This is a genomic window from Pseudoduganella umbonata, from assembly GCF_014192225.1.
Classification (GTDB): Bacteria; Pseudomonadota; Gammaproteobacteria; order Burkholderiales; family Burkholderiaceae_D; genus Rugamonas; species Rugamonas umbonata.
This window is the reverse complement of record NZ_JACHXS010000014.1, coordinates 106,484-118,986: the sequence shown is the minus strand read 5'-3', so window position 1 is coordinate 118,986 and position 12,503 is coordinate 106,484. Positions and strand designations below refer to the sequence as shown.

Annotated in this window: 11 protein-coding genes; 6 read left to right on the top strand and 5 right to left on the bottom strand. The window is 66.2% G+C overall.

The genetic code is table 11. From position 1 onward, the window contains the following. Positions 1-34 precede the first annotated feature (34 nt). Positions 35-1,051, top strand: coding sequence for a ketol-acid reductoisomerase (gene ilvC / locus FHS02_RS28040; RefSeq protein ID WP_137313968.1), 1,017 nt, complete (start codon positions 35-37; stop codon positions 1,049-1,051). A gap of 80 nt (positions 1,052-1,131) precedes the next feature. Here the strand turns inward: ilvC and FHS02_RS28035 are convergent, their stop codons facing one another. From FHS02_RS28035 to FHS02_RS28025, 3 genes are read right to left on the bottom strand one after another with little or no spacing between them, the layout of a single operon-like run. Continuing rightward, positions 1,132-1,878 (bottom strand): LytR/AlgR family response regulator transcription factor, encoded by a 747-nt coding sequence (locus FHS02_RS28035; protein WP_137313967.1) that lies wholly within the window; start codon positions 1,876-1,878, stop codon positions 1,132-1,134. After that, positions 1,875-2,993, bottom strand: a complete 1,119-nt coding sequence (locus tag FHS02_RS28030) for a sensor histidine kinase (protein ID WP_221403972.1) — start codon at positions 2,991-2,993, stop codon at positions 1,875-1,877. The genes FHS02_RS28035 and FHS02_RS28030 overlap by 4 nt, the downstream gene beginning before the upstream one ends. Before the next feature lie 30 nt (positions 2,994-3,023). Continuing rightward, positions 3,024-3,506 (bottom strand): nuclear transport factor 2 family protein, encoded by a 483-nt coding sequence (locus FHS02_RS28025; protein WP_137313966.1) that lies wholly within the window; start codon positions 3,504-3,506, stop codon positions 3,024-3,026. Positions 3,507-3,689: 183 nt separating this feature from the next. On the opposite strand from FHS02_RS28025, the gene FHS02_RS28020 reads away from it, so the two are divergent. Continuing rightward, on the top strand, positions 3,690-5,906 hold the full coding sequence (locus tag FHS02_RS28020) for a hybrid sensor histidine kinase/response regulator (protein ID WP_137313965.1): 2,217 nt from the start codon (positions 3,690-3,692) through the stop codon (positions 5,904-5,906). Positions 5,907-5,955: 49 nt separating this feature from the next. Here FHS02_RS28020 and FHS02_RS28015 read toward each other — a convergent pair whose 3' ends face one another. Continuing rightward, complete coding sequence (locus FHS02_RS28015) at positions 5,956-7,602, bottom strand: alkaline phosphatase family protein (protein ID WP_137313964.1); 1,647 nt, start codon at positions 7,600-7,602, stop codon at positions 5,956-5,958. Between the two features lie 149 nt (positions 7,603-7,751). Between FHS02_RS28015 and FHS02_RS28010 the strand changes: the two genes are divergently transcribed. From FHS02_RS28010 to FHS02_RS28000, 3 genes are all read left to right on the top strand, one after another. After that, complete coding sequence (locus FHS02_RS28010; RefSeq protein ID WP_137313963.1) at positions 7,752-8,519, top strand: SIMPL domain-containing protein; 768 nt, start codon at positions 7,752-7,754, stop codon at positions 8,517-8,519. A 189-nt stretch (positions 8,520-8,708) separates the two neighbouring features. Next, a complete protein-coding gene (gene pssA / locus FHS02_RS28005; protein ID WP_137313962.1) occupies positions 8,709-9,578 on the top strand; it encodes a CDP-diacylglycerol--serine O-phosphatidyltransferase in 870 nt (289 codons plus the stop codon). Between the two features lie 50 nt (positions 9,579-9,628). After that, positions 9,629-11,164 carry a 2-isopropylmalate synthase gene (locus FHS02_RS28000; RefSeq protein WP_137313961.1) on the top strand — a complete coding sequence of 512 codons (1,536 nt, stop codon included), beginning with the start codon at positions 9,629-9,631 and terminating at the stop codon, positions 11,162-11,164. A gap of 200 nt (positions 11,165-11,364) precedes the next feature. Here the strand turns inward: FHS02_RS28000 and FHS02_RS27995 are convergent, their stop codons facing one another. After that, on the bottom strand, positions 11,365-11,886 hold the full coding sequence (locus tag FHS02_RS27995; RefSeq protein ID WP_229422655.1) for a hypothetical protein: 522 nt from the start codon (positions 11,884-11,886) through the stop codon (positions 11,365-11,367). A gap of 163 nt (positions 11,887-12,049) precedes the next feature. Between FHS02_RS27995 and rpsO the strand changes: the two genes are divergently transcribed. Further along, entirely contained in the window at positions 12,050-12,319 is a 270-nt protein-coding gene (rpsO, locus tag FHS02_RS27990; RefSeq protein WP_131144685.1) for a 30S ribosomal protein S15, read from the top strand. The last annotated feature ends 184 nt before the right edge of the window (positions 12,320-12,503 follow it).

Sequence of the window (12,503 nt, the reverse complement as noted above, 5' to 3'; positions counted from 1 at the left end):
TAATACGATTCACACAAAATACTTAGGAATGACCATGAAAGTTTTCTACGACAAAGACGCCGACCTCTCCCTGATCAAGGGCAAAAACGTTGCCATCATCGGCTACGGCTCGCAGGGTCACGCGCACGCACAGAACCTGACCGAGTCCGGCGTGAACGTCACCGTCGGCCTGCGCAAGGGTGGCGCGTCGTGGCAGAAGGTCGAAGCGGCCGGCATCAAGGTTGCCGAAGTCGACGACGCAGTGAAGGCGGCCGACGTCGTCATGATCCTGCTGCCGGACGAGAACATCGCCCAGGTCTACAACGAAAACGTGGCACCGAACATCAAGCAGGGCGCCGTGCTGGCCTTCGCCCACGGCTTCAACGTGCACTACGGCCAGGTCGTGCCGCGCGCCGACCTCGACGTGATCATGGTCGCACCAAAGGCCCCCGGCCACACCGTGCGCAACACGTACAAGCAGGGTGGCGGCGTGCCGCACCTGATCGCCGTGTACCAGGACAAGTCCGGCCACGCTCGTGACATCGCCCTGTCCTACGCTTCGGCCAACGGCGGCGGCAAGGCCGGCATCATCGAGACCAACTTCCGCGAAGAAACCGAAACCGACCTGTTCGGCGAGCAGGCCGTGCTGTGCGGCGGCGCCGTGGAACTGATCAAGGCCGGCTTTGAAACGCTGACGGAAGCGGGCTATGCGCCGGAAATGGCGTATTTCGAGTGCCTGCACGAACTGAAGCTGATCGTCGACCTGATCTACGAAGGCGGCATCGCCAACATGAACTACTCGATCTCGAACAACGCCGAGTACGGCGAATACGTGACCGGCCCGCGCATCGTCACGTCCGAGACCAAGGATGCCATGCGTGCGGTGCTGAAGGACATCCAGACCGGCGAATACGCCAAGTCCTTCATCCTGGAAAACAAGGCCGGCGCCCCGACGCTGATCTCGCGCCGCCGCCTGACGGCCGAGCACCAGATCGAAGAAGTCGGCTCGAAGCTGCGCGCGATGATGCCTTGGATCGCCGCCAACAAGATGGTCGACAAGTCGAAGAACTAAGCGGCTTTCGCCTGACGGAAAACGGCCCTTGCGGGCCGTTTTTTTTTGCCGAGACATTCCGTGAACCCGGAGCGGAACGCTCAAGCGGCGGTCCGCTGCCGCTCCAGCGCCGCCAGCAGCGCGTCGATATACGTACGGCTGGCGCGCAAGGGCGTGCCGTCGCGCAGCCGCAGCACCGCGTCGCGGTTGCCCAGCGTGCGCAGTTCTGCCACGCGGTCCAGGCGGACGATGGCCGAGCGGTGCACGCGGACGAACGCCGCGGGGTCGAGCGACTCGGCCAGCCGGTGCAGCGGCGTGCGCACCAGGTATTCGCGGCCAGCCGCGTGCAGCGTGGCGTAGTCGCCCGCCGCGTCGATCCAGTCCACGTCCCCCGCATCGACGAACACCAGGCGGCTGCCGTAGCGCACCGTGAAGCGCGACAGGTATCCGCCATGCCGCTGCGCCGCTTCCGGCGCCTGGTGCCGGAAGCGCCATGCCTGCCGCGTGCGCGCCACCGCTTCCGCGAAGCGCTCGTCCTCCACGGGTTTCAGCAGGTAATCGACGACGTCCAGCGCAAACGCCTGCACGGCGAACTGCTCGTACGCCGTCAGCAGCACGGCCAGCGGCCGCTCCGCCGGCGGCAGCGCGGCCAGCACATCGAGGCCATTCAGGCCGGGCATGTCCACGTCGAGGAATACCAGGTCGGGCCGGGCATCGCGGATACCGGCCAGCGCGGCGGGTCCGTCGCCGTACTCCGCCACCACGTCGATATCCGGGCATTGCCGCAGCCGGGCCAGCACGCCGGCACGGGCCAGCGGTTCGTCGTCGATGACGAGCGCGCGCATCATGCCGCACGCACCCCTGACCCACGCACCCCTGACCCACGCTCCCATGATGCGCCCGCGCCCGCGTCGCGCCGCAGCGGCAGTTCGATCGTGACCTCGAAGCGGCTGCGTGCCACGTGCCGTGCCGTGAAGCGGTACGTACCGCCATACAGCTTGCGCAGCCGCTCGGCCACATTGCGCATGCCCACGCCCAGGGAGTCGCCATTGGCGCCCTCGCTGCGCGCGTCGTTGACCAGCAGGATGCGCAGTCCGCTGCCGGCCGCAGCGATTGTCAGTGCCAGTTCGCCACCGGCGGGATCGGGCGCGATGCCGTGCCGCACGGCGTTCTCGACCAGGGGCTGCAGCAGCAGGCACGGTACCTGCACATCGAGCAGGCCGGGCCCGATGTCAATGGCGATGCGCAGCCGGTCGCCCAGCCGGGCCTTCTCGATTTCCAGGTAGTTTTCGGTCAGTGCCAGTTCATCGGCCAGCGCGTGCTCGTGCGCGTGTTCGGTGGCCAGCGTGGCGCGCAGCAAGTCGGCCAGCTGCGCGATCATCCGGTTGGCGTCGCGGTCGCGGCCCGTGGCCACCAGCGTGGAGACAGCGTTGAGCGTATTGAACAGGAAGTGCGGCTGCAGCTGGTAGCGCAGCGCGCGCAATTCGGCATCGCGCGCCAGCAGCAGGGCCTCGGCCGCGCGCGTGCGCTCGGTCCCCAGCGCGCTGTTGTAGGCCACGACCGCATGGGTGGCGCAGAACGCGATCAGTGGCAGCCAGCAACCGTCCAGGCCTGCGAACAGCATGCCCAGGCGGTATTCGTCGCGCAAGCCGAGCCGGATGCCCAGCGTCTGCCCCAGGCCGCTGTTCGCCACCGACATCGCGTACGTGGCCGCCAGCAGTGCCAGCGCCACGACCCACCACGGCAGGCCGCGCCGCCACAGGCGGCGCTGCAGCCACGCGGTGGGCGCGATCCACGCCAGGTAGGTGCACAGGTACAGCGTGCGGAAGATCAGCGGCCGTTCGTGGCCGAAGTCCGGCACGCCCATGATCGCGATGCACGCCGAGATCGGCAGCGCCGCCAGCAAGGCATGGTGAAAGGGAAGGTCGGCCAGGCGGGCCGTGTCGAACGTGCTTGGGGACATCGGGCGATTGTAGCCGCAATTTCAACAATTTCAGCCGAGTGAAAACACCATCGAACTGATCTTCCAGCCGCCTTCGGTTTTCACCAGGTGCCATGATTCGGCGCCCTTGTTGATGACCTTGCCATCCTCGATGAAGTCGAAATCGAAGTACACCATGCCGATGCTGCCATTGCTGTGGATACGCACGTTGTAGAAGCGCTCTTCGACGGGTACTTTGCTGGCGCCGATGGATTCGGCAAACTGTCGGTAGCTGGAAGCCCGCACGCGCGGCCGGCCCGGCTTCAGACGGGACGGATCGCTGGCCACCATCAGCCAGCTGTTATCGGCCGGAAGGAACATCGCCTCCAGGGCGGCGCGGTCTTTCGCAATGATCGCGGCCTGGAAAGCCTTGACGATGGTATCGATCTCCGCCACGGCAGCCGCATCGTCGCCGGCCGGTCCGGCGTGGGCGATCGGGCAAAAGGAAGACACCAGCAGGGAGGACAGCAGCAGGGTTGCCAGCAGTTTTTTCATCGGGATTCTCCGGATTCATGGCGACACCGGCACTGTAGGACGGCGGCCAGCCCGGCGGGAGCCTTTTGCGGCGAACCGGTAGTTGCTCGCGCTGAAGCGTGCAAGGCGTTGCGTGCCTTGCTCGGATAGAATGCGTGTTGCTGTTTCGTTATCATCGCCGCATTACCGTCATTCGACATCCCCATGCCTATCCGAACCCGCCTGCTGCTGCTGATCCTGTCGATCCTGTTCCCCGCCGTGGTGGTGGCATCCGTGGCCGTGTGGTACGTGTACCAGGAACAACGCAAGGCCGAACAGGCCGGCACGAAGGAAGCGGTGCGTGCGCTGTCGCTGCTGGCCGACCGCGAAGTGCTGGCGATCGAAGGCATCCTGCGCACGCTGGCCGCGTCGCCGGCCCTGCGGGATGGGGACTTCCGCGCGTTTCACGAGCAGGCCCGCAGCGTGGCGCCGCCGCAGACGTCGACGGTGGTGATCCAGGACCTGGAAGGGCGCCAGCTGCTCAATAGCCGACAGCCGTTCGGCAGTACGCCGCCGCAAGGCGGTTCGACGCTGCGAGAACTGCGCCAGGCCAAAGGCGAGCACGGCACGGTGGTCTCCGACCTGTTCATGGCGCCGGTCGGCAAGCGTCCCGACATTGCCGTGCAGATTCCGGTGCATATCGGCGGTGAGTTGCGCTACTACCTGGCGATGGGCATGGCGGCGGAACGGCTGGTGCCGCTGCTGGTCCAGCAGGGGCTGCCGCCGCAGTGGACCGCGTCGCTGGTGGACCGCCAGGGCCGCGTGATCGCGCGCAGCCGCGACGCCGGGAAGTACATCGGCATGAGCGTGCGCCCTGTGCTGCGCGGGCGCATCCTGGCCGGCGAGCGGTCCGGCGTGCACCAGGGCGTCACGCTGTCCGGCATCGACACCAAGGCGTTCTTCAGCCGTGCCCCGTTGTCCGGCTGGACCGTGATCCTCAGCGTGCCGCTCGACGAGATACGCCGGCCGGCCATCTACGCGGCCACCGGCTTTGCCGCGATGATCGTGCTGATGCTGGCACTGTCGATCGCCGGCGCACACTGGTACGCGCGGCGCACCGCGGCGCCCATCGAGCGCCTGCGCCGCAGTGCCGAAGCGCTGGGTGCGGGCGAAGCCGTGGCGGCGCTCGTCTCGGGCATGGCCGAGGCCGATGCGGTCAGCCGGGCGCTGGCCGATGCCGGTGCCCGGATCCGCGGCAACGAAGCCGAGCTGGAACGCAAGGTGGCCGAGGCGGTGGCCGCGGCCGAACGTGCCCAGCGCGCGCTGCTGCAGGGCCAGAAACTGGAGGCGCTGGGCCGGCTCACGGCGGGCATCGCCCATGATTTCAATAATGTGCTGCAGACCCTGTCCGGCGCCTTGCAGCTGATTCCGCTGACGCAGGACCGCGCGCGGGTGCAGGCGCTGGCCGAGACCTGCCAGCGCGCCATTGTGCGCGCCACCACGCTGACCGGCCAGATGCGCTCGTTCGGCACCGTGCAGGATGCGCGGCTGGCCACCGTCGATCCGGCAACGGCCGTGCACAACGTGCTGCCGATGCTGAAGAATGCACTGCCGGACAACGTGGACCTGGTGCTCGACCTGCAGCAGGTGCCGGAAGCGCCGTGGCCCGTCACCATCGATCCGCTGCAGATGGAGCTGGCCTTGCTGAACCTCGTCATCAATGCGCGCGACGCGATGCCTGCCGGCGGCAGGGTGAGCGTGGCGCTGCGCAACGAGGCATTGCCGGTCGCAGGGCAGGGGCAGACGGCGGACCTGGCGCCGGGAGACTACCTGCGCCTGTCGGTGACCGATACCGGCACCGGCATGAGCCAGGATACGCTGGCGCATGCGCTGGAACCGTTCTACACGACGAAGGGCGTGGACAAGGGTACCGGTCTCGGCCTGCCGCAGGCGTATGGCTTCGCGGTCCAGTCGAACGGCAAGCTGGTACTGGACAGCACGCCGGGTGCCGGCACGACGGTGACGGTCTGGCTGCCGCGCGCCGCCGGCGCGGCCGCTGCCGCCGACGATGCCGGCCGGGCGGCGCCGCCCGAGCTGCAGCCCGCTGAAGGAATGGTGCTGTTCGTCGAAGACGACCCGCTGGTACGCGAAACCATGCTGGCCGCGCTGGCGACGGCCGGCTTCGAGGTGCGCGCGGCAGCCAGCGGCGACGAGGCGCTGGCCGTGCTGGAGTCCGGCGCGCCGGTGCGCCAGGTTTTTTCCGATATCGTGATGCCGGGCGCGATCGGCGGCGTCGAACTGGCGCGCATCGTGCTGACGCGCTATCCGCACGTGCGCATCGTGCTGGCCACCGGCTATACGGACAGCCGGGTCAACCTGCCCGGCGTGCGGCTGCTGGCCAAGCCCTACGATATCGCGGAGCTGTACCAGGCCTTGCGGTGACAAGGCCGGGCACCGGTGCCCGGCACCGGATCGCCCGGCATTGCCGGCATCACCGGCGCCGCAGGATTTCCGTCAGTACGCGGCCTTCGGCGCCGGCCGGGGCCCGCACCTGCAGCAGCGCGGCCAGCGTCGGCGCGATGTCGACCACTTCGGCGTACTGCGTGTAATTGCCCGGCGCGATCCAGCGCTTGCCCATCATCAGCAGCGGCACGCTGGTGTCGTAGCGGTACGGCGTGCCGTGCGTGGCACCGCTGGTGCCCGAGCCGAATGCCCAGTAGGCGCGCGGCACCACGACCAGGTCGCCGGATTCGTGGCGATGCCAGCCGCGGCGCATCAGCAAGTCCTGCCGGGTGCCGCTGGCGCCGCTTTCCTCGAAGCGCGTACGGGTGTAGACGTCGGCGACGCCGTCCCGCGCCAGCAGCCATTTGCTGGCCGCCGCCTCGACGTCGGCGCGCTTCAGCCCGGCCTTGTCGATCGCGGCGCCGTCGAAATAGATGTTCGGCGGTACCGCATTGGCGATCGGTTTCGCTCCGTTGAACGTGGTGGCCAGGTGCTGTTCGAGCCCGGCCAGCAGCTTCTTGCCGTCGATGCGGCCGGCATCGATGCGCTGCCGCTGCGAGAACTCGGCGCTGTTGGCAAAGCCGTGATCGGCCGTCAGCACGATCATCCATTCATCGGCCCCCACGCGTTTGTCGAGGTAGGCGAAGAAGCCGGCCAGCATGCGGTCCAGGCGCTGCAGGTGATCGTGCGACATTCTGCTTTCCGGGCCATGGCGGTGGTTTACGTAGTCATGGCCGGAAAGGCTCACGCCCAGCAGGTCGGGCACGCCGGCCGGGTTGGCGCCCAGCGCTTCGCCATCGATGGCGGCACGGGCAAAGTCCAGCGTCAGCTCGTCGACGGCAGGGCCTTCCTTCAGGCGCTTGTAGTAGCCGGCATCCGGCTTGCCGCTCTCGCTGTAGTACGGGAAGTCGAACAGCGGACCGTCGGCATCGCCGGCATAGGCGCTGTCGGCCAGCAGCGGGCGCCATTTCTGCCCGTAGTAGCGGTCCTGCGGCTTGCCTGCCAGGTAGCGCTGCACCCATTGCGGATGCTGCTGCATGTACCAGGTGCTGCTGGCGAAATTGCCGCTGCGTTCCATGTACATGTATGCGGTGCCGCCCCTGCCGGCCAGCAGGATGGCGCCGCGGTCCTTGCCGGAAACGGCCACCACCTTGGCCCGGTTGCCGGTCGCATAGCGCAACTGGTCGCCCAGCGTATCGACGCGCAGCCGCGCCGGCGAGGTGCCGTCGTCCGGCTCGGTGTGCTCGCCGATGTACTGGTGGTTGTGGTCCTCGGTGCAGTAGACCTGCTTTCCGGTGGCGCGGTCGACCCAGTTGTTGGCGACGATGCCGTGCTGGTTCGGGTAGGCACCCGTCAGGATGGCGGCGTGGCCGACCGCCGTGACGGTGGTGCCGTGCGCCTGGTGCGCATCGGTGAACCAGGCACCGCCGTCGAGCAGGCGCCGGAAGCCGCCGCTGCCGAACTGGTCGCGGTAGCGCACCAGCTGTTCCTGCGGCAGGCCGTCGACGGCCATCACGACGACGAGTTTCGGGGCGGTATTCGGAGCGGTATTCGGCTTGGCAGGCGCGGCCACCGCAAGGCTGGGCAGAAAGAGGAATAACGGCAGGGACAGCGACAGGAAGATCGGTGTTTTCATTTTCAGGGAATAAAACGGTCAGTCTTCCATGATGACAGATTCGCGTGTCGCCGCGATGACACTGCTGTTACAAACGTTCACCAAGTGTTCCCGGCCGTGGGTGGCGGATCGGTTAAAGTGCGCTCACCATTTCAACCGAGGAGAAGCGCATGACCCTGATGAAAACCGTGGCTCCCGCCGCACTCGTACTGACGCTTTTGCTTGGCTCCGCACACGCAGGCGCCCAGGCCCAGGCGCCGGCCTCCGGCACCACCGTCATCATTCCCGCCTACGGCGAGGTGAAGGCGGCGAACGACCAGGCCACCGCCGTGCTGGCGGTCGAGGAACAGGACAAGGACAAGGCCGCCGCGGCCTCGCGCGTCAACCAGAAGATGAAGCAGGGCCTCGAGATCCTCAAGCGCGAAGACCCGCGGGCCAGCCTGAAGACGATGAACTACTACACTTACCCGGTGTATCCGGAAGACCGTCCGGTGCAGCCGATGGCGGCGAACAAGCCGCGCGTGCCGACCGCCTGGCGCGTGGGCCATTACGTGGAAGTGAAGACGACCAACCTGGCCGGCCTGCCGAAAACCGTGGCCGCGGCACAAAAGATCCTGACCCTGAACGCGATCAATTTCGGCCTTACGCCGGAAGCGACCAAGAAGCTGGACGACCAGCGCATCGCCGCCACCTACAGGAACCTGAACGAGCGCATCACCTCGGTGGCCGCGGCGATGGGCCGGCCGGTGGCCGATGCGGTGCTCGATACCGTGGATTTCGAAGGTTCCGGCAACTACGCCGACCGCGAAGGCGCCCCCGCACCGGTGATGATGGCGATGCGCAAGAGCATGGATTCGGCCGAAGTGGCCGAGCCGTCGTTCGAGCCGGGCGAGACCACGTTGCAGATGCGCCTGGTGGGCAAGGTGCGCTTCCGCTGAGCAGGAACCGGCGTCGCGCGCAGTCCGCACGTGCGGACTGCGCGGCACGCGCCGCACGCCAGCCACCCGACCTGAGTGCTCCCCAATCTGCGTGCTCCTCTATAATAGGGTTCACCCGGCCGGGCTTCCCCCGGCCGGAACAGAACAATAGCGCAGCGCTCACGCAGCAATAACGCACCAGGTAACTCAATGGCTAAATTCCCCCGCCGCCGGCCCAAGTCCGGCGCCGTCCCCAATGGCAAGGCGCCGCGCCGCAGCGCATTCAGCAGGTTTGCCCGCAAATACAACGAGCGGGGCGAACTTCGGCCGCGCCGCGGCATCTACCTGCTGCCGAACGCGTTCACGACCGGGGCGCTGTTCTGCGGTTTCTACGCGATCGTGATGGCGATGAACCAGCGCTTCGAGCACGCCGCCTGGGCCATCTTCGTGGCGATGCTGCTCGACGGGCTCGATGGCCGCGTCGCCCGCCTCACCAACACCCAGAGCGAATTCGGCGCGCAATACGACAGCCTGTCCGACATGGTGTCCTTCGGCGCCGCGCCCGCGCTCGTGATCTATGAATGGTCGCTGCGCGGCCTGGGCAAGCTGGGCTGGATCGCCGCATTCGTCTACTGTGCCGGGGCCGCGCTGCGGCTGGCCCGCTTCAACACCAACATCACCGTCGTCGACAAGCGCTACTTCCAGGGCATGCCGAGCCCGTCGGCGGCGGCGCTGATCGCCGGCTTCGTGCTGGTGATGGTCGACATGGGCGAGCATGGCGTGTACTACCCGTGGGCATCGTGGGCGCTGGCGCTGTTCGCCGGCCTGACGATGGTCACCAACGTGCCGTACTACAGCTTCAAGGACGTCAATTTCAAGAAATCGGTACCGTTCATCACCGTGTTCCTGATCGCGCTGGCGTTCACGCTGGTGTCGCTGGATCCGCCGAAGGTGATGTTCCTGCTGTTCGTGCTGTACGGACTGTCCGGCTACGTGGTGTTTGCCGTGCGGCTGGCCAAGGGCAAGCCCGTGTCGATCGTGCAGGTCGACGAGGAACCCGAGGAAACCGACCGCCGTTGAGCGGGAGTCTGCGGGCAGACTCCTATAGGCGGTTAATCGAGGAGCAATTCATGAGCAACCGCCTGATCATTTTCGATACCACGCTGCGCGACGGCGAGCAATCGCCCGGCGCGTCGATGACCAAGGAAGAAAAGATCCGCATCGCGCGCCAGCTGGAAAAGCTGCGCGTGGACGTGATCGAAGCCGGCTTCGCCGCCGCCTCTCCCGGCGACTTCGAAGCCATCCGCGCCATTGCCGCCGCCGTCAAGGATTCCACGGTCTGCTCGCTGTCGCGTGCCAACGACCGCGATATTTCCCGCGCCGCCGAGGCGCTCGAACCGGCCGCCAGGAAGCGCATCCATACTTTCATCGCCACGTCGCCGCTGCACATGAAGATGAAGCTGCGCATGGAACCCGAGCAGGTGCTGGAGCAGGCCACCCAGGCGATCCGCTTCGCGCGCCGCTTCACCGACGACATCGAGTTCTCGCCCGAAGACGGCAGCCGGTCCGAGGAGGATTTCCTGTGCCGCGTGCTGGAAACGGTGATCGCCGAAGGCGCCACGACGATCAACTTCCCCGATACCGTCGGCTATGCCGTCCCCGAACTGTTCGGCGAATCGATCCGCCGGCTGCGCGAGCGCATCCCCAACTCCGACAAGGCCGTCTGGTCGGTACACTGCCACAACGACCTTGGCCTGGCCGTGGCCAATTCGCTGGCCGGCGTGATGATCGGCGGCGCGCGCCAGATCGAATGCACGATCAATGGCCTGGGCGAACGGGCCGGCAATACCGCGCTGGAAGAAGTGGTGATGGCGCTGCGCACGCGCGGCGGCTACTACAACCTCGAATGCGGCATCGACGCCACGCAGATCGTGGCGGCGTCGAAGATGGTGTCGCAGATTACCGGCTTCGCCGTGCAGCCGAACAAGGCGGTGGTCGGTGCCAACGCGTTCGCGCACGCCTCGGGCATCCACCAGGACGGCATCCTGAAGGCGCGCGAAACCTACGAGATCATGCGCGCCGAGGACGTGGGCTGGACCGCCAACAGGATCGTGCTCGGCAAGCTATCCGGGCGCAACGCCTTCAAGCAGCGGCTGCAGGAGCTGGGCATCGAGCTCGATTCGGAAGGCGACGTCAACGCCGCGTTTGCCCGCTTCAAGGATCTGGCCGACCGGAAGGCCGAGATCTTCGACGAGGACATCATGGCGCTGGTCTCCACCGAAGAGCGGGAGGAGGGCGAGTACTACCGGCTGGTATCGCTGGCGCAACGCAGCGAAACGGGCGAGTTGCCGCACGCGCGCGTGGTGTTCGCGATGGGCGAGCGGGAAGTGCTGTGCGAAGGCAGCGGCGACGGCCCGGTGGATGCGATCGTCAACGCGATCGAGACCGAAGCAAGGAGCGGCGCCGAGCTGGTACTGTTCTCGATCGCCGCGATCAGCCCCAGTTCGCAGTCGCAGGGCGAGGTCACGATGCGGCTGTCGCAGGCCGGGCGCATCGTCAACGGCGTGGGCGCCGATCCGGACATCGTGGTCGCCTCCGCCAAGGCCTACCTCGCCGCGCTGAACAAGCTGCATGCGAAGGCGCGGGTCAATCCGCAGACCGAGTAAGCAAGAAGAGGGAACACACAGCAAGGGGACAGGCACCTATTAATTTGCAACACGCGTGTTGCAAATTAATAGGTGCCTGGAAGGAGAGATAGCCTGCATGCTATCTCCGCTGCACAGGCGAGGAGCGGTGCTCCTCGAAATCCCTGTTTCGCCCCCGGTTTTCCGCGGTTTCGGGTTTCGCCGGTTCGGCTGCCGCGACCTCAGAAGAACCCTTCCCGGTGGTCGCGCATCGGATCCGGCCCGGCCATCATCTCGCGCACCTTGCCATCCCGGCTGAAGTGGATGTGCATCATCGAATCCCACACGCCCGACTGCTTGTAGCGGTAGCTCCACACTTCCAGGTCGCGGCGCGACAGGTACATCGTCTCGGCCGGATGGCCGAACGTGTGCAGGATCGTGGTCTTGTCGTCCATGCCCAGTTTCACGCCGGCGAATTTTTCATCGGTCAGCACCTGCTCGTACGAGCGCAGCCGACCGTCGGCGCCGTAGCGCGCCATGTAAGTGAACTGGCCGAACGCGCCGGCACCGTACTCATGGATCGTTTCGCCGCCGCTGGCAAAGCGGGCGCTGGGCGTTCCCAGCCTTGATTCGACCGCGGCCATCGGCTCGCCCGGCTGAGGCGGCGGGCCGAAGGCGCAGCCGCATAGCAGTGTGGCAAGTAGCACGCACGGCAGCACGCCCGGCAGCATCCGGGGTATTGCATGAATGATCATCTTTTTCATGTTGCGCTCCTGGCTTGTTGAATGATTGTAGTCAGAAGTTGGTACAGCCCGCGCGAATTCCGTTATACTTGCGGGCCTGTCCGTATGGGCAGGGTTTTTCATTTATCGTAACTCACGATGTGCAGGGTTGCTTACTCCGCGCATCGCATGTGAAAGGTTTATCATGTCCGTAGAAAACATCAACAAATCGGCGATCATCGCCGACAACGCACGTGGCCAGAACGACACGGGCTCCCCTGAAGTGCAGGTTGCGCTGCTGACCGCACGCATCAACGAACTGAACGGCCACTTCAAGGCCCACAGCAAGGATCACCACTCCCGCCGCGGCCTGATCATGATGGTCAACCGTCGCAAGAGCCTGCTGTCCTACCTGAAGAACAAGGACGCAACCCGCTACCGCGACCTGATCGCCAAGCTCGGCCTGCGTAAGTAATACTTGCATCACCGGTTTCATTCAATGCCTGCGCCAGTTCGCTGACGCGGGCATTTGTCTTTTTAGAGCGTTAAATTATTGCCAACCAGAATTCACGATTGGCATGCGCAGGGCAATAAGGCGCCAGGCATCAGCAGGGCGCCCGTGGTGAGGTGAACGACAGCGCCTGAAAATCTGTCGGCAA

Coding starts and splice junctions, on each gene's coding strand:
- ilvC (WP_137313968.1), top strand. CDS start 35: ATGAAAGTTTTCTACGACAAAGACGCCGACCTCTCCCTGATCAAGGGC.
- FHS02_RS28035 (WP_137313967.1), bottom strand. CDS start 1,878: ATGATGCGCGCGCTCGTCATCGACGACGAACCGCTGGCCCGTGCCGGC.
- FHS02_RS28030 (WP_221403972.1), bottom strand. CDS start 2,993: ATGTCCCCAAGCACGTTCGACACGGCCCGCCTGGCCGACCTTCCCTTT.
- FHS02_RS28025 (WP_137313966.1), bottom strand. CDS start 3,506: ATGAAAAAACTGCTGGCAACCCTGCTGCTGTCCTCCCTGCTGGTGTCT.
- FHS02_RS28020 (WP_137313965.1), top strand. CDS start 3,690: ATGCCTATCCGAACCCGCCTGCTGCTGCTGATCCTGTCGATCCTGTTC.
- FHS02_RS28015 (WP_137313964.1), bottom strand. CDS start 7,602: ATGAAAACACCGATCTTCCTGTCGCTGTCCCTGCCGTTATTCCTCTTT.
- FHS02_RS28010 (WP_137313963.1), top strand. CDS start 7,752: ATGACCCTGATGAAAACCGTGGCTCCCGCCGCACTCGTACTGACGCTT.
- pssA (WP_137313962.1), top strand. CDS start 8,709: ATGGCTAAATTCCCCCGCCGCCGGCCCAAGTCCGGCGCCGTCCCCAAT.
- FHS02_RS28000 (WP_137313961.1), top strand. CDS start 9,629: ATGAGCAACCGCCTGATCATTTTCGATACCACGCTGCGCGACGGCGAG.
- FHS02_RS27995 (WP_229422655.1), bottom strand. CDS start 11,886: ATGAAAAAGATGATCATTCATGCAATACCCCGGATGCTGCCGGGCGTG.
- rpsO (WP_131144685.1), top strand. CDS start 12,050: ATGTCCGTAGAAAACATCAACAAATCGGCGATCATCGCCGACAACGCA.